Genomic DNA, 22,173 nt, shown 5'->3' with positions numbered 1-22,173 from the left:
CGCTGTCAGTGTCTGGGCAGTGATGTTTGGACGCAGTGAAATCAATAATAGGAGTGAGAGGACGCGATGGAGCGACGTACTTTTATCACGACTGCATTAGCCGGAACAGCATGCTTGGCGCTGGGAGTTAATTATTGCTCGTCGGATTATGTCAGTGTCAATAAAGAGCTTGATGACAAACATCGTTTGTTATTTAGTGTTCTTGTGCCGGTATTTTTAGATGGCGCCCTGCCAGATGTTGCTACATTAAAACGCGACGCGATAAACCGTACCTTAGATTCCATTGAACACACCATCTCTATCCTCCCTCAAGAAAGCCAAGCTGAGCTCGAGCAGCTGCTCGAAATGCTTGAAGGGCGCTTAGGTCTACTGATTTTGACCGGTAGCATGACCCCCTTGATGTTACGTAACCAGCCTGAGCTGATTGAGATGCTACAAAGTTGGCGTACAAGCTACATGGACATGATGGTTACTGCTTACCAAGGATTGCGAGAATTAGTACTGGCGAGTTATTACTCCAGCCCTGACCACTGGAGTCGATTGCATTATGCTAAGCCGACGTTCCTTGAAGATATGAACTCTTGAGGATATGAAGTGATGTTATTAATAAACACTATGGGGAAGGGGTAGCTTGTGGCCATTGAAGATCCAATCGTAATTGGCTTAGATTCAGGCTGGGCACATATAAATGCCTCTAAGCTCACCGAAAACCAATCCTTAGAGGCCGATGTCGTCATTGTTGGTAGTGGCGCGGGCGGCGGTGTCGCGGCAGAAATTCTGACAGAGGCAGGCCTGTCGGTGATTATCGTCGAGGGGGGGGCGCTTAAGTCTTCGAAAGACTTTGTCATGGAGGAGCGAGTCGCCTATCCCGACCTCTACCAACAAGCGGCGGGTATGAAGACCACAGATAAGGCCATTGGCATATTTCAGGGGCGCGCGGTGGGCGGTTCAACTACGGTTAACTGGACCACCTCTATTCGCACACCTGAGCCTGCTCTTGAATATTGGGCCAAAACGAAATCCGTTACAGGCCTTTCTCGCTCAGAGCTTGACCCTTGGTTTGAGAAGATGGAGCAGCGACTCAATATCAGCAAGTGGGCCTATGAGCCTAACCGTAATAACCAAGCATTAAAGCAGGGCTGCGAACAGCTCGGTTGGGATTACACTGTGATTAAGCGCAATGTGCTTGGCTGTTGGAATACGGGATATTGCGGCATGGGCTGCCCGGTAAACGCTAAACAGTCCATGTTGGTCACCACCATCCCCGCGGCCCTCGAACGTGGGGCCACATTGGTGAGTCAAGCTCAAGTCATTAAGCTTGAGTATCACAACGACAAGATTTTTGCGGTTAAAGCCCAAGCGGTCGACAAAAAGATGAAACCCTTGCCAGTCGAAGTCATGTTTAAGGCTAAGCATTATATCTTGGCCGCAGGTGCCATTCATACGCCGACCATCATGTTACGCTCTAAACTTCCCGATCCACATGAGGTTATAGGTAAGCGTACTTTCTTGCATCCGACCTTGTTGAGTGGCGCGGTGTTTAGCGACCCGATTAATGGCCACAGCGGTGCGCCTCAGTCTATCTATTCCGATGAATTTGTCTGGCAGAATAGCGCCGATGGTGAGCTAGGCTATAAACTCGAAGTCCCGCCAATTCATCCGATTTTGATCGCCTCAAAAACTATTGGTTACGGTAAAAGTCACGCACACTTGATGGAAAAGTTTAATCAATTACAGGTGACTATTGCCCTAGTGAGAGATGGCTATCATGAAAATAGCCAAGGCGGGCAGGTCAAGCTAACCGAGTATGGCAGCACCTTAGATTACCCGCTCACCGATGCATTTTGGCGTGCAGCAAGGCGAGCCTATGCCAGTATGGCCGAGCTGCAGTTTGCCGCAGGCGCGCAGCAAGTACTGCCGATTAGCGAGGGGATGCCCTATCTGTCGAGCTGGAAAGAGGCCAAAAAAGCCATTAAGGATATGGAGCTGGCGCCACTTAAAACCGTTGTTGCATCGGCGCATGTCATGGGCGGCTGCCCTATGGGAGAAGACCCAAAATTATCTATGGTTAACAGTTTCGGCGAGTCTCACTATTTCGAAAACTTATCGGTGATGGACGGCTCGATATTCCCGACCAGCTTAGGGGCAAACCCGCAGCTATCTATCTATGGCATTACCGCAAGAAACGCGACTCGGCTAGCAGAGAAGCTTAAGCCCAAACCTAATTAATCAACAGAAAACATGAACCCAGCACAAACTGGGTTCTTTGCTTTAAAAGCGATAAACCACGAAGTGTTTACTTCATTTGCTACACAGAGGACACGAAGAAAAGAAAAAGCTCGAGGTTGCTTCTCTTCGTGGTCCACTCTTATCTTTCGAAGTCATCGAATTTTCTCTGGGTAACTTGCTTAAGTGAACGGTATTAGATCCATTGACTCGCTTTTTTATTGTGATGCTAGTGACCTCGTAGTGAGAGGTAGTCGTGGCTATCGAGGTCAAATAGGGATAAATAGTGGCTGAGGTTATCGCGGGTGTCGGTGCTTGTTTGCTGTTCAAGCTGCATCGATTCAAGCGCATTTAAAATCATCGCCTGAGATTTACGCTCTAGCATTAACTCTAGGCTTAACATCTGTTGATATTCCTCTTTGTTGAGGCTGGTTTTGCCTAGGCGTCTTAATTTTCGGTAAGGTAATAACAGTTTTTGTTCCCATACAAAGACGTCTTGCTGTAATTGAGCCCAATGCGCTAGTGTAAGCCTTTGATGCTGTTTATCGAGCCAAATCGCTAATAGCAGTAGATTAACATTGAGCTGGTGGTCATCTTGTAGCTGCAAACACAGGCTTTGATGCTGCTCGTAGATGACATCACAGTCGTGCCATAAATTGGGTGGGAGGTTATTTGCTGATGTCATCAAATCTAATTCTTTACGTTTTTGCTGAAGATTAATACCGATTATTATGGCAAATAAAAAGGGAAGCAATGCTTCCCTTTTTATTGATTGGTATAAATATGACTTTACTTAAATTTCAGCGTGAACACCTTGTTCAATGCTTTCAATTTCTTCTTGGATCTCAAGCCATTCCATTTCGCTTTCTTCAAGTCCTTGAGTCAAAGCGGTTCTATCGGCTAATACTTGAGTAAGCGTAGCCTTATTCTCGGCATCATATAGGCTGATATCAGCCAGCATATCTTCCAACTCTTTTAAGCGGTCGTTGGCTTTTTGCTGCTCTTTTTCTAGCTTAGCCTGTACTTTTTTAAGTGGCGACAGCTTTTGTCTAAGCTCGGCTTCTAAGCGTTTTTGCTGCTTTTTATCTTGAACAGGCTTGCTCGCGTCGCTGTCTTCCTCTTTGCCTGCGGTTTTTGACGCATCGAGTAACCACTGATGGTAATCATCTAAGTCACCTTCAAAGCTTTTGACTTCACCTTGGTCGACAAGATAATAGTCACTACAGCTTAAACGCAATAAGTGTCTATCGTGTGAGACGATAATCATTGCGCCTTCAAAAGTCTGTAGTGCCATGGTCAGCGCATGACGCATCTCTAGGTCTAAGTGGTTGGTCGGTTCATCGAGTAGCAATAGGTTAGGGCGCTGCCATACTAAAAGTGCTAATACTAAACGTGCTTTTTCGCCGCCAGAGAAAGGTCTAACTGGCGCTAAAGCCATATCACCATTGAAACCATAACCACCAAGGAAGTTACGTAGCTCCTGCTCTTTAGTCGTTGGAGCCAGGCGCACCATATGCTGTAGTGGTGAGTCATCTAAGCTTAAAAATTCCAGCTGATGCTGGGCAAAATAGCCGATATTTAAGCCTGGATTGGTTTCATACTTGCCTTTCATCGGTGACAGCTCACCAGAAAGTAGCTTTACCAGCGTCGACTTACCCGCACCGTTGCGACCCAATAAACCGATGCGTGCACCGGGAACAAGGTTGAGGTGAACCTTCTTAAGGATCTCAGTTTCACCGTAACCGATAGACACTTGCTCCATTGTTACCAGTGGATTAGGTAGAGCTTCAGGCTCTCTAAAAGCCATATGGAACGGACTGTCAGCTTGTGATGGCAGTAGCTCTGCCATACGTTCAAGCGCTTTTAAGCGGCTTTGAGCCTGCTTAGCCTTACTGGCTTTATAACGGAAGCGGTCAACAAAAGACTGCATATGAGCGCGCTCTTTTTGCTGACGCTCAAATGCCACTTGCTGCTGCGCCATACGTTCGGCACGGACACGCTCAAACGAGGTGTAGTTACCTTTGTAGTAGTTCAGCTTGGTGTTTTCGACATGGACGATCTCATCGACAATGCCATCAATAAAGTCGCGGTCGTGACTGATAAGAATTAGCGTACCTTGATAAGCCTTAATCCAGCCTTCTAACCAATACATGGTGTCTAAGTCCAAGTGGTTGGTTGGCTCATCGAGAAGCAGTAGATCTGAGCGACATAGCAGCGCTTGGGCTAAGTTAAGACGCATACGCCAACCACCCGAGAAGCTCTTTACTGGATTGCGTTGCTCTTGTTCGCTAAACCCAAGGCCGGCGAGTAAGCTTGCGGCGCGTGAATGTATGGCATAGCCGCCAATCGCATCAATTTTGCCATGTAAGAGTGCAATTTTATGGCCATCGTCGGCTTCTTGGGCTGCATGTAGCTGTGCTTCAAGTTCACGATATTCACTATCTCCATCAATCACATACTCAATTGCCGCAACGTCAAGTGCCGGTGTTTCCTGTGCCACGGTGGCCATCTGCCAGCCGCTAGGCATAGTAAACTCACCCTTATCGAGGCTGATTTTGCCTAAGATAAGCGCAAGTAATGAAGACTTGCCGCTGCCGTTTGCTCCTACTAGGCCGACCTTGTGGCCTGGATAGACGGTTAATGAAGTTTCATCGAGCAAGGTTTTCGAGCCACGAACGAGTTGAGCTTGAGTGATGGTGATCATTGAAGTCGGCTTTAAGTCAGAGTAACAGCAAATATTGGGGACAGATAATAGCCTAGAACCCATGGTTACTTCTATGGTGGATCCTAGAAAAGTACGGTCATAACGCTGCTTTTATGGCAAAATGTTGGACATATCTGTAAAGGAATTTAAATCATGATGATAACAACAAATACAACTAAAAAAGTGAAGAAGCGTTTTGTTGCTGGCGCTAAGTGCCCTAAGTGTCAGGCAAAAGAGTCAATCGTGTTATTTAAAGAAAATGGTATTGAAACCGTTGAGTGTGTCGAGTGTGATTATCGCGAGCAGCAAACGGAAAAAAAAGTGACTAAAAAGGCGACGGGTGCAGTCATCGGCGTGTTTAACCCGGATTAGTGCTTAATAGTATCTCTTTATTTTTAGACTTTGCTTCTAAAACGGTCTTTAACTAGCGAGTTGTACACCTGTGTGTTCTGCTGTTTTTTTATTTGAAATCGTGTAAACTTTGTTCTTTAGCGCTAACAATACTGTCGGCGTAGAGTTTAAGCGAGTAACAATAATGATGGTCACACGATTATTTATTCTGAGTATGACTCTGTTATTAACGGGCTGTGGAGTCGTTCAGGATTACAGAAACTCACAGATGTTTAGCTCATTCGATGACTTTAGACCTGGCCCTGAAGGTGGTAGCGATTTGGTTTGGGCACAACCAGGGATAAAAAGTCTCAAAGATCTTAATCATATCCTCGGCCAATACGACAATGTTATCGTCGATCAAGCTTGGTTGGTGTTAGATGATAAGACTCGATACGATAATTTAGATGATCAAGATATTGTTGAAGTGTCGCACTACTTGGTGAGTAAGATTAAAAACAAAGCCAGTAAACGCTTTAACGTCATAGAACAAGAACAGCTTAGTAGTGATAGCGCTAAAACCTTAAGAGTCAGTGTGGCGCTGACCAATATTGAAACTCCTAATCCGATTTTAGCCGTTACCAGCAGTCTACTGCCTTTTGGCCTTGGGATCTCGAGTATCTCGAAGGTGGTGACAGGCGAACATACCAATGTAGGTAGCGCAACGATAGAGCTTATGATCAGTGATGCGCAAACGGGTAAGCCCATCGTTGCCGTCATTGACCGAAAAGCGGGTAGTAAAGACTTTAGCACCATGATTGATTCAACTGATGATGCAAAAGATGCCGTCGACTGGTGGGTTGAGCGTTTAGGCTCGACTTTGCGTGGCGAAGCACTCTAGAACAATCATTTGTCGGTAACATCCTCTGTTATCCCTCTCTGTCCACATTCGTCCCTCTGTAAAAGCTGGTTCAATTGTGCCAGCTTTTTTTATGCGCTTTTTACACGAAAATGAAACGCGGCTGTATCCGTAACAGGGGCAAAGCGGAGTAAATTAGGCATATTTAACGCTAATCCTTATTCGATATGCTGCAACTAAAAGAATAACTGCTACAATAGCGCGCTATAATTTATAGCGATAGAAAACGACAACTTTTGCTCCTGATGGTTTGGAGCCTTGTCACCATGATTTTATCACTGCAAGCGTGATTTGATGAACCTGATTAAGGTATCGAGTCCTAGAGGGGAAACGGCCCTAAACAGCAGTGAATACTTAGGAAAGATACTTTGACTCAATCAGTCCCAAATACCGATGGCCAAGCGCCATTCTCAAGCCTTAACCTTAAGGTTGAGTTACTCGATAACCTAAAAACGATGGGTTATGAGTCGATGACGCCTATTCAGGCGCAAAGCTTACCTGCCATTCTTAATGGCGAAGATGTGATTGGCCAAGGAAAGACGGGCTCGGGTAAGACGGCAGCGTTCGGTTTGGGCTTACTGAACAAATTAGACGTTAAACGTTTTCGTATTCAGACTTTGGTTTTGTGCCCGACCCGTGAACTTGCCGATCAAGTGGCAAAAGAGATCCGCACGCTTGCTCGTGGCATCCATAACATTAAAGTGCTGACTCTTTGTGGCGGTGTGCCAATGGGTCCACAAATTGGCTCGTTAGAACATGGCGCGCACATCATTGTTGGTACTCCAGGCCGTATCATCGATCACTTAGATCGCGGCCGCTTAGATCTAGAAAACGTACATACTTTAGTGCTTGATGAAGCCGACCGCATGTTAGAGATGGGCTTTCAGGTTGAACTTGAAGGCATCATGGAGCGCATGCCAATAGAGCGTCAGACGTTACTATTTAGCGCAACATTCCCTGAGCAGATCCAGTCTATTGCCGATAAGATCATGTTCAAACCTGTCATGGTTAAAGTGGCTTCTAGTCATGCAACAAGTACGATTGAACAACACTTCTATGAAGTGGGTAATAATAACGATCGCATGCGTGCGCTAAAGTTATTGTTACTGCAATACCGCCCTGAAAGCGCGGTGGTATTTTGTAATACCAAGCGTGAAACGAAAGATGTTGCTGCCCAGTTGAAGAATGACGGCTTTAGCGTTGTTGCTCTACACGGTGATTTAGAGCAAAGAGATAGAGACCAAACCTTATTGCAGTTTGCCAATAAGAGTGTGTCTATCATGGTGGCAACTGATGTTGCTGCGCGTGGTCTTGATATCGACGCCCTCGATGCGGTAATTAACTATCATGTTGCTTATGACACTGAAGTACATATTCACCGTATTGGCCGTACAGGCCGTGCGGGTAGCAAAGGTTCAGCGCACACTTTTTATAGTGACGAAGATGGCTACAAGATTGCGTTACTTGAAGATTATTTAGAGCGCGATATTGTTAACGAGGCACTACCGCCTGAAAATCTGTTAGATACCTTCCCGGTACAACCTGTAATGATCACCTTACAAATTGATGGTGGTAAAAAGCAGAAACTACGTCCTGGTGACATTCTTGGCGCATTGACTGGCGAAGATGGTATTGAGGGAAGTGAAGTCGGTAAGATTAAGATCACCGATATGCGATCTTATGTTGCTGTTAACCGTAAAGTGGCGAAAAAAGCCCTGCATAAAATTACCAACGGCAAGCTAAAGGGCCGTTCATACCGTGCATGGGAAATGCGTTAAACGCATTTTACTTCAGGTATAAAAAAGCAGCGCTTAGGCGCTGCTTTTTTGTGCCTGGAGCACTTATGCCAAGACCCATGGATGGCTAGTCTTGGTATTTGTGTTTGGAACATTTATACCAAGGGCGCTAATACAAAAACCGATGGCTAGTCTTGGTATTTGTGCCTGGAGCACTTATGCCAAGACCCATTAGCTGGTTTAGCGCTTAGCTATTTTGACTTGGCTTATTGGCGCTTCTATTAGCATTGCTGTTATTAGCGTTAGGGCGACGTTGACGTCGAGGCTTACTTGGTTGTGAATTCGGGCTTGGCTGGTGGCCGCGAGCCATTTCACCACTACGTTGACCGTCTCTATGTTCAGTTTTAGCACCATCGTTGCTGTTTTGGCTATTAGTTTGGCCATTGCTTTGACGGCGTTGAGGAGGTTTGTTGCCAGCTCCACCTGAATTTGGGCTGCGAGAGCGTCCGTTACCACGACTTTGATTACCACTGTTGCGTGGACCTTTATTCTGGCCATGAGACTTACCGGTCAGATCGGTTTCTGGCAAGCTGTGAGTTGGCTCAAAACCTTCTACTGGGCGTCGCTCTAAGTTCTGTTTGATCAGTAACTCAATATCACGCAGTAGCTTAATCTCTTCACTGCTAACTAACGATACCGCATGACCGGAAGCACCTGCACGGCCGGTACGACCGATACGATGTACGTAATCTTCTGGAACATTTGGTAAATCAAAGTTAACAACTTGAGGTAGCTGGTCGATATCAAGGCCACGTGCAGCAATGTCAGTTGCCACAAGTACTCGAACTGCTCCACTCTTAAAGTCAGCCAACGCTTTGGTTCTTGCGCCTTGACTCTTGTTGCCGTGAATTGCAGCTGCAGTAATACCTTTCGCCTCAAGGTTTTTGGCAAGACGGTTTGCACCGTGCTTAGTACGGCTAAATACCAATACTTGTTGCCAGTCATTTTGTTTAATGAGTTCAATTAAGACGGCTACTTTCTGGCCATGATCGACTGGGCAAATCCACTGTTTTACCGTGTTTGCTGTTGCATTACGTGGCGTGACAGAGATCTCAACAGGATTGTTAACTAAGCCTTTGGCTAGTTGACGAATGTCATCAGAGAAAGTTGCAGAGAACATTAGGTTCTGACGCTTAGCGGGTAATATTGCTAATATTTTCTTGATATCGTGAATAAAGCCCATGTCTAGCATGCGGTCAGCTTCATCGAGTACTAACACTTCAAGCTGGCTAAAGCTCACTGCACGTTGATTGTATAGATCGAGTAAACGGCCCGGTGTAGCAACTAGGATATCAACGCCGCGGTTAAGTTTAGTAATTTGTGGGCCAATGCCAACGCCACCAAATATTACCGCAGATTTTAGAGGTAAAAACTGGCCATAGACTTCAACACTCTCACCAATCTGAGCGGCTAACTCACGTGTTGGTGTTAATACCAATGCGCGTACTTGTTTTGCTGGCGCCTTAGTGCCTTTTGAAAGTAGCTCTAGCAATGGCAGGGTAAAGCCTGCTGTTTTACCTGTACCAGTCTGCGCAGCGGCCATCACGTCTTTACCTTCAAGTACGGCTGGAATTGCTTGTGCCTGAATAGGTGAAGGAGTGTCATAACCTTTGTTGGCAACGGCTTTCAAAATTTGGGCTGATAAGCCCAGTGAGGCAAAACTCATAGATAGGTCTCATTTCGGCTGCGAAATAGGCGTTAAAGTACGACTGGCAGCGGTTTTAGGGGGCCTGCGGATGCTGGCGGCCGTGCAGCTTACAGGATCTGCTTAAAAAGCGCTAATTAATAAGCAATCACTGACTAAATAATCAAGCCTGCTAATCTTACATGGAGTATGGCACTAAATGGGTTTTAGGCTTGAGGTATTGGGGGGGATTGATAACTGTTACGCACTGAAGTTAGTTAATTTTGAAAAAAAACATCGATTGTGTGATTTTTGGGCGATTAAAAGATGTTGTATCAGCGCTGCATGTGTTAATCTCGCGCCCCTGCATTAGGTTGCCGATTTGTCTTGCCGTCATACTCAGCATGTTCGCCATCGTCCTCCATGGGAGCAACGAGGCTGAGTAACAGAGCAAGAGGGCAGAAATGCCATGCTTGGTTATAAGCTCAATTGTAAGCTATGTGCATTTAGAGTCGGGAATGAAGTAAAGCGTATGGCGATGTAAGGTGATCATTGGCTGTGCGGATTACAAACAGAATTATGAACGTGAGAGTGATGTTTAGAACGTTGCTCTTGCGTATTGATTGAGCCCACCAATAACGTTGGCGATTTGACCTATATTTAATAGGTTTGCTCGGCCCAATAGTGTGTTTGGCTCAAGTATTAGAATTATTGTTAGGATAAAAAGTAACATGACACAAACTAAGAAGTATGATTTTCGCGTAGTAGCAGATGGCGCAACTTGGACTGGCCAAATCACTCGTCGTCAAACAGCGAGAAAGATTGTCGTTTCTAAGAGCAAGAAAGGTTTTGCTACTGAAGCTGAAGCGCAAGCTTGGGGCGAGACTGAGCTTAAGTCATTCTTAGAAAACTTGATTAAGCGTAACGAGCGTAAAGCTAAGGCACGTGAAGAACGTAATGAAGCTGCTGATGCTAAAGAACTTGCAGCAGAGGTGTGGCGCAGTGCACGCGATTCTGCAGAGTCAAGCCGTGACTTTGATGAAGATAACTCAGATTACGAGTCTGACGCAGAACGTTAATTTGACTATCTATAGCGATGTATGTCGCTAGTTGATTTAGCGGGTTCTAAATCAAACTTTAAACCGCAGTGAGCCAGGCTTAGTGCGGTTTTTTTGTGTCTGAAACGCTATTCTTGTCTATAGCCCCTCCCTTGATTTATTGATCTAGCTCAATTTTTGTGAGTCCGATAACATTTACATCAACGGCAGTTTATTCTGCGATTAATGCCTGCGATACTCAGGCAGTATTGAAATGCATTCTTATTTTTTGCTGCAAACGCAATTGAACTTAGGCTTTGCGTCAAAGTCTTTAAATAACCTACAGAACGCCAATTAGCAGAGATGCAAAGCATCAACTCATTCCCTAGTTGCCCTTAGTCTGGAATCACATGGATAAAACAGTAGAAAAAAAGCTTACTCAATGGCTAAAACTGCAGAAAAAAGCTTGTGGCTTTTATCTGAATTTGTCGGTTTTTTTCGGTGTATTAACCGGGCTAAGCTTGATGTGTCAGGCGTGGCTTATCGCAACCGTTCTACAAGGGATCATTATTGATGATCTGCCTAAGTCCGATTTTATCGAGCACTTTTGGGCACTGCTACTACTGACGGTTGTGCGTGGGGTGTTAGCCTTTGCACGAGAGCGTGCCAGTTTTCAGGCGGGTGCTAGGTTAAGAGTACAGATGCGCGCCGCGGTGCTCGATAAGTTAGCGCTACTCGGGCCAGCCTTTATAAAAGGTAAGCCCGCGGGAAGCTGGGCCAGCATAGTGCTGGAGCAAGTAGAAGATCTACAAGATTTTTATGCCCGTTACCTGCCACAAGTGGTGCTGGCGGGCTTCATTCCATTGATAATCTTGGTTGCGGTATTTCCTATCAACTGGGCAGCGGGGCTTATTTTATTGGCCACAGCACCGCTTATCCCTATGTTTATGATTTTAGTTGGCATGGGGGCTGCCGATGCTAACCGTAAGAATTTTAGCGCGCTAGCACGTTTAAGCGGCCACTTTATGGATCGGTTAAAAGGCTTATCTACCCTCAAGTTATTCAACCAGGGCGACAAAGAAGCCAAAGTTATTAAGAAGGCCTCAGAAGAGTTTAGAGAGCGCACTATGGCTGTGCTGCGCATGGCATTTTTAAGCTCTGCGGTACTGGAGTTTTTTGCTGCGGTATCTATCGCTGTATTGGCGGTTTACTTTGGTTTTAGCTATTTAGACCATCTGAACTTTGGTCATTATGGCGTTTCAATCAGTTTGTTTACCGGTTTGTTTGTGTTGATCTTAGCGCCAGAGTTTTATCAGCCTCTCAGAGACATGGGCACTCATTATCACGCCAAAGCACAGGCTATTGGCGCGGCAGAAGAGTTGATGGCCTTGCTCGACCACCCAACCGAGCAACAGGTTGGCGACAAGCAAATTAATGACAAGATTGAGATTGAAGCTAAAGACTTATCTGTCTATAGCCTAGATGGCAGTTTGTTACTCGGACCTGTTAGTTTCCAGATTAAAGCTAATGAACATGTCGCCATCGTTGGCCCAAGTGGTGCCGGTAAAACTAGTTTGCTCAACGCCTTGCTCGGTTTCTTGCCGTATCAGGGACAGCTTAAAATCTCAGGGATAGAGTTAAGAGAATTAGCACGCGATGATTGGCGCAAGCATCTGGCATGGCTCGGGCAAGAGCCGCAGCTGTTTCATGGCAGTTTGCGTGACAATGTTGCCATGGGGCGAGAGCTATCTGATGAGGCTATTTATAACTTGTTAGACAAGGCACAGATTTTAGATTTTGTTCAGCAGCAACCCCTTGGATTAGCGTATCCAATCCAAGAGCAAACAGCAGGGCTGTCGGTTGGTCAAGCGCAGCGAATAGCCCTTGCTCGTGCACTGGGTCAACAAGCTAAATTGTTTATTCTCGATGAGCCAACCGCTAGCTTAGATAGCTTAAGTGAGCAAGCGGTACAATCGACACTGACCCAAGCGATGCAAGGCGTGGCGTGTGTGATGGTCACCCATAGGCTAGAGAACCTGAGTGCAATGGATAAGGTTTTGGTGATAGATAACGGTTTAATCGTACAGCAAGGTAAATATAACGAGCTTGTCACTCAGCTGGGCACTTTTAAGCAGATGCTTGATGAAGCGACGAGCCTGAGCGAGTTTGATGTTGGCTCAGCAGAGCTTATGGGAGATAAGTCATGAGAGCGCTATTGCCCTATATCAAACGCTTCAAAAGCCAATGGTTTATGATGTTTATTGGCCTGTTTTTAAGTGTGACTACGTTAATGGCCGGTATTGGCTTGTTGTCTTTGTCGGGCTGGTTTTTATCTGCCGCAGCGGTCGCAGGTTTAACCGTGTTAACGGCGCAGACTTTTAACTACTTTTCGCCAGCAGGTGGAGTGCGCTTTTTATCGATTGTACGCACCGCAAGCCGTTATGGTGAGCGCCTCGCAACACATGAAGCTACCTTTAGCTTGCTGACGGATTTACGCTGCTGGGTATGGAATAAATTACTGCCACTTAGCGCTAAGAATCTACAGGGCGTTCGTCACGGCGATCTACTTAATCGTCTAGTTGCTGATATCGATACCTTAGATCATTTGTATCTTAGGTTAATCACGCCGTTAGCGGCATCGCTATTGATGATGCTGGCCTTATACTTCTTTGTGGGTCACTTCGACCCAGAGCTTGCCCGCACGCTATGTAGCGTATTGCTTGCAGTTTGGCTATTGCTGCCAATGAGCTTCTATTTCCTCGGGCGTAAACCTGGTATCGCTCAGTTAGAAACCAAGCGAGCGCTGCGAGTACAGTTACTTGAGTACCTACAAGGGCAAGCGGAGCTCACTCTGTTCGGCGCACAAAAAGTCTATAGAGACAGGCTTAATCAAGCACAAAGCCTGATGATAAATAGCCAAAATGTGATGAATCGAGTCACCGCACTAAGCCAAGCGTGTTTGATTTTGTGCCATGGCTTCGCAGTCGTACTTATGTTGTATTTAGCGGCCTCCGGTGTCGGCAGTTCTGTACCACCAGGGCCCAAGTTGGCGATGATGGTCTTTTTAACCATGGCAACCATAGAGATGATGATGCCGCTAGCTGGCGCTTTTCAGCATCTGTCAGCCTGTACTTCTGCGGCGACAAGGCTAAATGAGGTGGTTGAACAAACGCCGAGCGTGACCTTTAAATCAAGCCAGACGGCAGAAATATCAGCAGGAAACATTGAGTTTAACGATATTGAGTTTGGTTATGCCGACAATCAAGCTGTGCTAGATGGGCTAAACCTCAAGATCCCTGCGGGTCAAAAGGTGGCGTTACTTGGGCAAACGGGTTGCGGTAAATCGAGTCTATTATCTTTACTGACTAGAGAGTGGTTGCCAAATAAAGGCCAAGTTTGTATTGATGGCCTTGATGCAAGCGAGTATACCGAGCAACAACTGCGTCAATCTATGTCTGTGGTCAGTCAGCGTATTTATCTGTTCAGTGGCAGTTTACGTGACAACTTAGCCTTAGCCATTGAAGGGGCAACCCGCAAAGATGATGATAAGCTAATTGCCGTGCTGCAAAAGGTTGGTTTACAGAGTTTGTTGCAAGCTGAAAAGCCCTTAGATACTTGGATTGGTGAGGGCGGTAGGCAGCTGTCCGGTGGTGAGCAGCGCCGTATCGGTGTGGCTAGAGCCTTGTTACGTGATGCGCCAATCTTACTACTCGATGAGCCAACCGAAGGTCTAGATAAACGCACCGAGCGTGAAATTTTACGTCTGTTATTCGAATTCGCCGAGGGCAAGACCATGTTGATGATCAGCCACCGCTTAACCGCCATGAACAAGATGGATGCGATTCATTTAATGGAACAAGGTGCGATTCGTGTCAGTGGCAATCATAGCCAGTTACTCAGCTCAGATGACTATTACGCCAGCTTGTACCAGCGTTTAGGCTAATTGCAATCGACGAAGAGTGTACTGAGCCTGAGTCGAAATGAAAGCGAATAAAAAGCCCTGAAGTCTCAGGGCTTTTTTTATTGAGGGCTTGGCTTAGATCTTAAAGCGAGAAACTCGCTCACTTAAGCCACTTGAGGTCTGCAGCATCTGCTGGGCATTATCGCTCACCTCTTGGGTTTGCGACGACAATAGGTGGGAGGTATCGCTAATCGCTTGAGTATTGCGACTAATATCGTCCGAGACTGCACGCTGCTCCTCAGCTGCACTGGCGATCTGTGTCGCCATATCGGTAATTTCGGTGATTGAATCCGTGATGCACATTAAGCTTTGCTTTGCCTGATTGGCAAATTCAACACTGGTATTAGCGATATCAGTACTTGATGACATCGAGGCGACAGCTTGCTGACTGTTCTGCTGCAAAGTGGCGATCATCGCACGGATCTCTTCGGTTGAATCTTGAGTACGATGACTCAGTACCCGAACTTCGTCGGCCACTACGGCAAAGCCTCTACCCTGTTCTCCTGCCCGCGCCGCTTCAATGGCAGCATTGAGTGCTAGCAGGTTCGTTTGTTCGGCGATAGCCTGAATGGTTGAGAGGATCTTATTGATCTCGGTGGCATTGCCCTCAAGCGCCGATACCACTCGTGAAGCGTCATCCAGTTGTAGCGATAGCTGTTCGATAGACTCGCTATTTTTGCTAATGACCTCATTGCCATCGATGCAAGCTTGGGTTGATACCTGCGCCGCGTTGGCTGTCATCTCAGCATGATTGGCCACTTCAGCCGCAGTAGCCGACATCTCATGGATCGCGGTGGCAATCTGATCGAGATCTTGATGCTGGCCATTGACGCCATTACTGGCTTTTACCGCGATATCAGATGACTCATGGATCTGTTTGATGAGCTGTTCAGTGTCATTAGAGATCGCTTTGATCATCAGCTGTAAGCTTTCAAGGAACCGATTCATATGACGTTCAAGCATGCCTATTTCATCGTGACGGTGAGCAGAGAATCGCTGGGTTAAGTCACCATCACCATTGGACAGGGTCTCGATGGCACTGGTGAGTTGCTGCAGCGGTTTAAACATATGATTGACGATCACAGAGGCGATAATCAAAATCATGATGGCAAGAATAATCACCGCAATCAAAGACTGCTGGATCTGTTCCGTTATCGCTTCATAGGCAAGCGCTTTATCTTCGACTAAGCCTAGGGTCCAGTCGGTCCCCTGTAGCTTCGTTAAACGTAATAGCTTTTCAGTGCCGTCTTGCCACTCTAGGGTCGTGATGTCGCCGCTGCTTTGCAGAGTCGAGATGTTTGAGTGAGTCAGGCTGCGAGCAAAGCGGCTCGCATCTTGTTGGGCGTAGCTGCCATCTCTAAAGGCGAGAACTTTGTTGTTTTCATCGAGCAAGAAAGCAAACCCCGAATTGGCAATATTCACAGCGGCTACCTGCTGGGTGATGTAAGCGATACTGAGGTCTGCTGCCAGCACGCCATTGATTTCCCCATTAAAGCGTTTGGCCAAGGTCACTACGGTATCACCAGAAAGATCCACATAAGGCTGGGTGGTGATGATCTCATGGCTGTTGTAAGCACCTTGATACCAAGGACGAGTCCGGCCATCAAAGTCTGCTGGGATCTCAACACTTTTATTGCCAGAGATCACGAGCCCACTTTCTAAGCCCATATACAGGTTGATAAAGCCGCCGGCTTGGATACTTAGCGTAAATTCACCATCATCGCTACTGCCACTCCTTAAGCGGGCCTCATTGGCATCGATAATATGTTTCTTACTCTCTAACCAGCTGAAAATATTATTGTTGAGCGCTTCGGATTGTAGTGCGAACCGAGTCGAGATGGCTTGTTCGGTTTGCAGCTTGAGTTGCTTGCTAGCGATAAGGGCGAGAGTTGTCGTTATTGTTACTATCACGACTAAAACGGCGAGTTGTATCTTGTGCTTAATTGTAAGGTTCATTTTTATTATCATTTATAAAATCAAGTCGAACGAGCATCAATCTATAAAGCCCTACAATTTATAGGGCTTTATTTATAGAGCTTTAACGACAATTAAGGGTTAAATTTTGAAGCGCGATACTCGATCGCTTAGCTCTCCAGAGGTTTGCAACATCATCTGTGCGTTGTCACTGACCTCTTGAGTTTGATTCGATAGCTCATTTGAAGTATCGCTAATCGCCTGGGTATTACGGCTGATATCCTCAGTAACCGCGCGTTGCTCCTCTGCGGCACTCGCAATCTGAGTCGCCATATCGGAGATTTCAGTGATGGAGTTGGTGATGCGCTCTAGGCTATCTTTTGCTTGGTTAGCAAAGGTCACACTCGACTTGGCAATATCGGTACTCGATGCCATCGAAGAGACCGCCTGCTGGCTATTTTGTTGCAGAGTGGCGATCATCGCCCTGATCTCTTCGGTAGAATCTTGGGTGCGATGACTCAGTACTCGTACTTCATCGGCCACCACGGCAAAGCCGCGGCCTTGCTCTCCGGCTCGTGCCGCTTCGATAGCAGCATTTAAGGCAAGTAGATTCGTTTGCTCGGCAATCGCTTGAATGGTTGATAGGATCTGGTTGATCTCGGTGGCGTTCTGTTCGAGAGCGGAAACTACCTTGGAGGCGTCGCCTAGCTGCTCTGACAGAAGTTCGATAGAGTCGCTGCTCTTAATGATAACCTCATTACCCTCAACACAAGCCAGAGTAGATACTTGCGCCGCATTAGCGGTCATTTCTGCATGGTTAGCCACTTCACTTGCGGTTGCTGACATCTCATGGATAGCCGTAGCAATTTGATCCACGTCTTGATGCTGACCATTCACGCCTGCGCTGGCTTTAGATGCGATGTCTGAAGACTCATGGATCTGCTTGATTAGCTGCTCGGCATCGCTAGAGATCGCTTTAATCATCTGCTGCAGGCTCTCAAGGAAGCGGTTCATGTGCGCTTCGAGCAAGCCTATTTCATCTTGTTTATTCGCGGCAAATCGTTGGGTAAGATCGCCATCGCCTTTGGATAAGGTTTCAATTGCATCAGTGAGTTGCTGCAGCGGCTTGAACATCTGGTTAACGATGAAAGACGCGATAACCAAAATGATGAATGCAAGCACTGCAATCACCATAAGCTGATTGATCACTTGCTGCTCAATCATTTGATAAGCAAGGTTTTTATCCTCAACTAAACCCAGTGTCCAGTTAGTGCCCTTTAGATGGGTCAAACGGATAAGCTTCTCTTTACCGTCTTGCCACTCGATAGTGTTGATTTCGCCGTTGTTGCGAATATTATCAATGTTTGATGGCGTCAGTGTTTGTGCGAGACGGCTGGCATCTTGTTGAGCGTAGCTACTATCTCTAAAGGCGAGGACCTTATTGTTTTCATCCAGTAGGAAGGCGAAGCCTGCGTTCTGGCTCTGCAGGTTATTAATCTGCTCTGTTATGTAACCGATACTCAAGTCGGCAGCGATAACACCGTTCATCGCACCATTAAAACGCTGAGCTAATGTCACCACTGCAGCGCCGGTAATATCGATATAGGGTGGGGTGATGATCATCTCATGGCTGTTATAAGCCTGAGTGTACCAAGGACGAGAGCGAGGTTCATAATCGTCTGGCCAAGGCTGGCTTTTATCACCAGAGATGATATCGCCGGTATCAAAGCCTGCATATACGTCGATAAAACCGCCGCTATTGATAGATAACCATAACTCTCTATCGCTGTCTAAGCCCTGTTTTATACGGGATTCGTTAGCCTTAACGATGCGCTTCTTATCTTCTAACCAGCTGAAGATATTATTACTTACAGCTTCAGCTTGCAGCTGGAAACGAGCTGAAATTGCCATCTCAGTATCTTGGGTGAGTTGACGGGTTGAAAGCGTTGCCAAGGTGGTACTGATGGCAAGGATCGTCACTAAAACGGCAAGTTGAATTTTGTGTTTTATCGTAAGGGTCATTTTATTTATCACTAATAAAATTGCGTTTAACCAGCCTATTAGGCTAAGAAATCATACAAGAGTAGAGTAAACGAGAGCGTGAAAACCGCTGAATTATAGAGCAAATGTTTTAAGCATGTATATCAATATCATGATAAATGAGAGGCTTGTCTCAAATAATAAAGTACCAGTGCGTACTCATGTGTTTATTTCGTTAAAGAGGTGGATTTAATACATGAAAACTCAAACTTGTGAATTAGCTTTTAGGGGAAAAACTTCAATCCAAGCAACCAGCAAAATAAAAGCCGACTGCAATACAATCGGCTTTCTAGCAAGTTCATATTTCAGCGCACCTTCGCGTGCGCTCGCTAGCGCTACTCCTCGCTATCACCGAGTGATAGCAAGGTTGCATTACCGCCAATCGCAGTAATATTGTTGGTGCGGGTCTTTTCGGTGACAAAGCGAGTCAGGTAGTGTGGGCCGCCAGCCTTTGGACCTGTGCCCGATAGGCCCTGTCCGCCGAATGGCTGTACGCCAACAACCGCGCCAATCTGGTTACGGTTAATATAGACGTTACCCACATTCACTCTACTTGCAAGGTCGAGGGCGTGACCTTCGTTGCGGCTGTGGATGCCTAAAGTCAAACCAAAACCTGTCGAGTTGATCTCATCGATGACTTTATCAAGCTCAGACGCCTTGTAACGGATCACGTGCAGGATAGGGCCGAAATGCTCTTTATCCAGCACCTTGATAGAATCAATCTCTACCGCAGTCGGTGCCACAAAGTGACCATTCTCGGTGCCCGCTGGCAACTCTAGCTGATTTAGCAAGGTGCCGACCTGCTTAATATGGTCGATATGGGCATTAAGGTTCGCTTTGGCGGTGGCATCGATAACTGGGCCAACGTCGGTTTTAACTAAACCGGGATCGCCAATGCTCAACTCTTCCATTGCCCCCTGCATCACATCGAGTACCCGGTCGGCTATATCTTCTTGCAAGAAGAGTACGCGAAGGGCTGAGCATCGCTGGCCTGCGCTGGTGAATGATGAGTCAATAATATCGTGAACCACTTGCTCTGGCTGTGATGTTGAATCGACCACCATGGCATTTTGGCCACCCGTTTCAGCGATAAGTGGGATGATAGCACCCTCACGCATCGCCAATGTACGGTTAATTAGCTTGGCTGTGCCCGTAGAGCCAGTAAAGCAAACGCCACCGATACGCTCATCGGCAGTAATCGCGGCACCGACTGTGGCACCGGTACCGGGAAGGAACTGTAGTACTTCTTTAGGAATGCCCGCCTCGTGAGCGAGCTGAGTCGCTCGGTAACCAACGATCGATGTTTGCTCGGCTGGTTTTGCCACAACAGTGTTACCAGCCGCTAGAGCTGCAGCCACTTGTCCTATGAAGATAGCTAATGGGAAGTTCCATGGGCTGATACAGACGAAGATGCCACGCCCTTGCAAGAACAGCTCATTGAGCTCACCCGTTGGGCCTGGAAGCAGCTCAGGCTTAGCCATCATCTTCTTAGCTTGAATGGCGTAATAACGGCAGAAATCCACGGCTTCACGCACTTCATCGATACCATCTTGAATACTCTTACCCGCTTCACGGGTGCAGAGCACGATGAGTTCTTCACGATTCTCTTCAAGTAGATCGGCAAGCTTTTGTAAGGCACTAGCACGCACTTCTACTGGTGTATTGCACCAGTTTGGGAAGGCGGCCTTAGCGCTTGCAAGGGCTTGTTCAACCGCTTGGTTGTTAGCAAAAGCAATTTTACCCACCACTTGTGTGGTGTCGAATGGACTCACTACCTCTTTGGTTTCGCCTGCTAGGGTCTCACCGTTAACCAGCGGGCCCGCATTCCAAGTGGCGTCTTTAAACTTGTCTAGTGCAGCGAAGAACGGCTCTGATTCAGAGATGATGTTCATATTGAGTCCCTTGGAGTTTTTACGCGATGGGCCAAAGATATCGGCTGGCTGAACAATCTTGTTATTTGAAAGTGTCTTGTATTTTTTCAAGGTCGTCAGTGGGTGAACCACGAGAGACTCAATTGGCACCTTAGGGTCGACAAGCTTATGAACAAATGAGGTGTTAGCCCCATTCTCTAATAAGCGGCGTACTAGGTAGGGGAGTAGTTCTTTATGTTCACCGATAGGGGCATAGATACGGATCCGGGTCGTAGGACACTCGGCCAGCAGTGTATCGTACAGCTCTTGGCCCATGCCATGTAGACGTTGGAACTCGTAGAGGCGATCACCTGCCATATCCATGATCACGGCAACCGATTGGGCGTTATGAGTAGCAAACTGTGGGTAAATGGCCCCGCGAGTTACATCAGACAGTAGGTAGCGTGCAGAAGCGAGATAAGATACATCGGTACCCGCTTTGCGGGTAAACAGCGAATAGCCAGCTTCACCATTTTGCTGAGCCCATTTAAGCTCACTATCCCAATAGGCGCCTTTAACGAGTCGTACCGGGATCTCATCACCTTGATCTTTTGCAAGACGGGTGAGCCAACAAAGTACAGGTAAGCCACGCTTTGCATAGGTTTGAACAATGATACCTAGAAGTCCCCAACCTTTAGCGGCTTCTGAGTTGTAGAGCTTTTTAAACAGCTTTAGGTGGAGTTCGAGTCTATCCATCTCTTCGGCATCGATAGAGATCCCGACGTTTAAGCTACGACCCTGCACAATAAGCTTGATCAGTGTGTCATACAGCTCGCTGAGCACTCTATCTTCGTTTGCCACTTCGTATCTTGGATGAAGCGCCGATAGCTTGATAGAGATGGTTGGGCGTGGAGCCTGAGTTTCATCATAGTTCAGAGCGCCAAGAGCGGCGATTGCTGAAGAGTACTCAGTGAAATACTTGTCGGCGTCAGCTTTCGTCAGAGCGGCTTCGCCAAGCATATCGTAACTGTGGCTATAACCAAGCTTACGGTTAGCTTCACTGTTTTTGAGGCCATCTTTGATACAGGTGCCAAGGACAAACTGTTTACCCATGATCTTCATCGCTGCAAGCATGGCTTGACGGATAACGGGTTCACCGACTTTATTGACTAAGCGATTAAGTAGACTGCTTGGCTTACCGTCAACAGCTTGGTCTAGCTTGACGATTTTTCCCGTTAGCATTAAGCCCCAGGTTGATGCGTTGACTAGAAGGGAATCACTCTTGCTTAAATGTTCGTCCCATTTAGCGCCCGATAGCTTATCTTCAATTAGCGCGTCGGCAGTTGCCGCATCTGGAATACGCAGTAGCGCCTCGGCAAGACACATTAAAATAATGCCTTCCTGTGTCTCTAGGCTGTATTGCTGCAGGAAGGCATCAATACCCACCATTAAGCCTTTTTTGTCATATTGGCGAACTTTGGCTACCAAATCATGAGCTCTTTTAGTGACGCGTTGGATCTCGTCATCACTAGAGGGCACTAGTTTGATTAGTTCAGATAGATATTCATCTTCATCGACTATGTAGTTATTGGTGATGACTTGAAACAGCTCATCGAGGTTAGCTGAATCATAATGACCTGCTAGAACTTCACTCGCTTTGAACATAGTAATCGCTTCCATCTGGGCCACAGGGGCTGATTGCTTGGATAAGGTGTCGCGACAAAACCTTTGTTATTTTTGTATACAATCTAAGGCCTCCGCGCGCCGATTAT

General features: G+C 46.7%; 14 protein-coding genes and 1 pseudogene. 9 read left to right on the top strand and 6 right to left on the bottom strand.

The genetic code is table 11. The features are described from left to right. The first annotated feature begins 66 nt into the window (after positions 1 to 66). The gene (locus SHAL_RS18595) at positions 67 to 585 is read left to right on the top strand and encodes a hypothetical protein (protein WP_012278659.1); all 519 of its coding nucleotides are present in this window, start codon (positions 67 to 69) and stop codon (positions 583 to 585) included. A 48-nt stretch (positions 586 to 633) separates the two neighbouring features. After that, complete coding sequence (locus SHAL_RS18590; RefSeq protein WP_012278658.1) at positions 634 to 2,229, top strand: GMC family oxidoreductase; 1,596 nt, start codon at positions 634 to 636, stop codon at positions 2,227 to 2,229. Positions 2,230 to 2,455: 226 nt separating this feature from the next. On the opposite strand, the gene SHAL_RS18585 is transcribed toward SHAL_RS18590, so the two are convergent. Together SHAL_RS18585 and SHAL_RS18580 are read right to left on the bottom strand one after the other, a co-directional pair. Then, positions 2,456 to 2,911 (bottom strand): TIGR02444 family protein, encoded by a 456-nt coding sequence (locus tag SHAL_RS18585; protein ID WP_041416580.1) that lies wholly within the window; start codon positions 2,909 to 2,911, stop codon positions 2,456 to 2,458. Between the two features lie 108 nt (positions 2,912 to 3,019). Further along, the gene (locus tag SHAL_RS18580; RefSeq protein ID WP_041416578.1) at positions 3,020 to 4,930 is read right to left on the bottom strand and encodes an ABC transporter ATP-binding protein; all 1,911 of its coding nucleotides are present in this window, start codon (positions 4,928 to 4,930) and stop codon (positions 3,020 to 3,022) included. A gap of 153 nt (positions 4,931 to 5,083) precedes the next feature. Between SHAL_RS18580 and SHAL_RS18575 the strand changes: the two genes are divergently transcribed. The 3 genes from SHAL_RS18575 (at position 5,084) to dbpA (ending at position 7,957) form a co-directional block, all read left to right on the top strand. Next, positions 5,084 to 5,302 carry a YheV family putative zinc ribbon protein gene (locus SHAL_RS18575; RefSeq protein WP_012278655.1) on the top strand — a complete coding sequence of 73 codons (219 nt, stop codon included), beginning with the start codon at positions 5,084 to 5,086 and terminating at the stop codon, positions 5,300 to 5,302. 163 nt (positions 5,303 to 5,465) lie between these two features. Next, positions 5,466 to 6,161: a DUF3313 domain-containing protein gene (locus tag SHAL_RS18570; RefSeq protein WP_012278654.1), complete on the top strand. Its 696-nt coding sequence runs from the start codon at positions 5,466 to 5,468 to the stop codon at positions 6,159 to 6,161. Between the two features lie 386 nt (positions 6,162 to 6,547). Beyond that, a complete protein-coding gene (gene dbpA / locus SHAL_RS18565) occupies positions 6,548 to 7,957 on the top strand; it encodes an ATP-dependent RNA helicase DbpA (RefSeq protein ID WP_012278653.1) in 1,410 nt (469 codons plus the stop codon). Between the two features lie 205 nt (positions 7,958 to 8,162). On the opposite strand, the gene SHAL_RS18560 is transcribed toward dbpA, so the two are convergent. Continuing rightward, a complete protein-coding gene (locus tag SHAL_RS18560; RefSeq protein WP_012278652.1) occupies positions 8,163 to 9,641 on the bottom strand; it encodes a DEAD/DEAH box helicase in 1,479 nt (492 codons plus the stop codon). Positions 9,642 to 9,975: 334 nt separating this feature from the next. Between SHAL_RS18560 and SHAL_RS23680 the strand changes: the two are divergent. The 4 genes and pseudogenes from SHAL_RS23680 to cydC form a co-directional block, all read left to right on the top strand. Further along, a pseudogene (locus tag SHAL_RS23680) lies at positions 9,976 to 10,041 on the top strand (DUF3565 domain-containing protein); the annotation flags it as partial. A gap of 289 nt (positions 10,042 to 10,330) precedes the next feature. After that, entirely contained in the window at positions 10,331 to 10,678 is a 348-nt protein-coding gene (locus tag SHAL_RS18555) for a DUF3622 domain-containing protein (protein WP_012278651.1), read from the top strand. 368 nt (positions 10,679 to 11,046) lie between these two features. After that, on the top strand, positions 11,047 to 12,843 hold the full coding sequence (cydD, locus tag SHAL_RS18550) for a heme ABC transporter permease/ATP-binding protein CydD (RefSeq protein WP_012278650.1): 1,797 nt from the start codon (positions 11,047 to 11,049) through the stop codon (positions 12,841 to 12,843). After that, positions 12,840 to 14,579, top strand: a complete 1,740-nt coding sequence (cydC, locus tag SHAL_RS18545) for a heme ABC transporter ATP-binding protein/permease CydC (protein WP_012278649.1) — start codon at positions 12,840 to 12,842, stop codon at positions 14,577 to 14,579. Before cydD ends, cydC begins: the two co-directional genes overlap by 4 nt. A gap of 93 nt (positions 14,580 to 14,672) precedes the next feature. Here cydC and SHAL_RS18540 read toward each other — a convergent pair whose 3' ends face one another. From SHAL_RS18540 to putA, 3 genes are all read right to left on the bottom strand, one after another. Next, positions 14,673 to 16,553, bottom strand: coding sequence for a methyl-accepting chemotaxis protein (locus SHAL_RS18540; protein ID WP_041416116.1), 1,881 nt, complete (start codon positions 16,551 to 16,553; stop codon positions 14,673 to 14,675). 99 nt (positions 16,554 to 16,652) lie between these two features. Continuing rightward, positions 16,653 to 18,533, bottom strand: coding sequence for a methyl-accepting chemotaxis protein (locus SHAL_RS18535; protein WP_012278647.1), 1,881 nt, complete (start codon positions 18,531 to 18,533; stop codon positions 16,653 to 16,655). Positions 18,534 to 18,886: 353 nt separating this feature from the next. Then, on the bottom strand, positions 18,887 to 22,081 hold the full coding sequence (gene putA / locus SHAL_RS18530) for a bifunctional proline dehydrogenase/L-glutamate gamma-semialdehyde dehydrogenase PutA (protein WP_012278646.1): 3,195 nt from the start codon (positions 22,079 to 22,081) through the stop codon (positions 18,887 to 18,889). Positions 22,082 to 22,173: the final 92 nt, after the last annotated feature.

It is taken from the genome of Shewanella halifaxensis HAW-EB4, from assembly GCF_000019185.1.
GTDB lineage: Bacteria > Pseudomonadota > Gammaproteobacteria > Enterobacterales > Shewanellaceae > Shewanella > Shewanella halifaxensis.
Note: the sequence above shows the minus strand (reverse complement) of the source record. Positions and strands in the feature narration are given on the sequence as shown.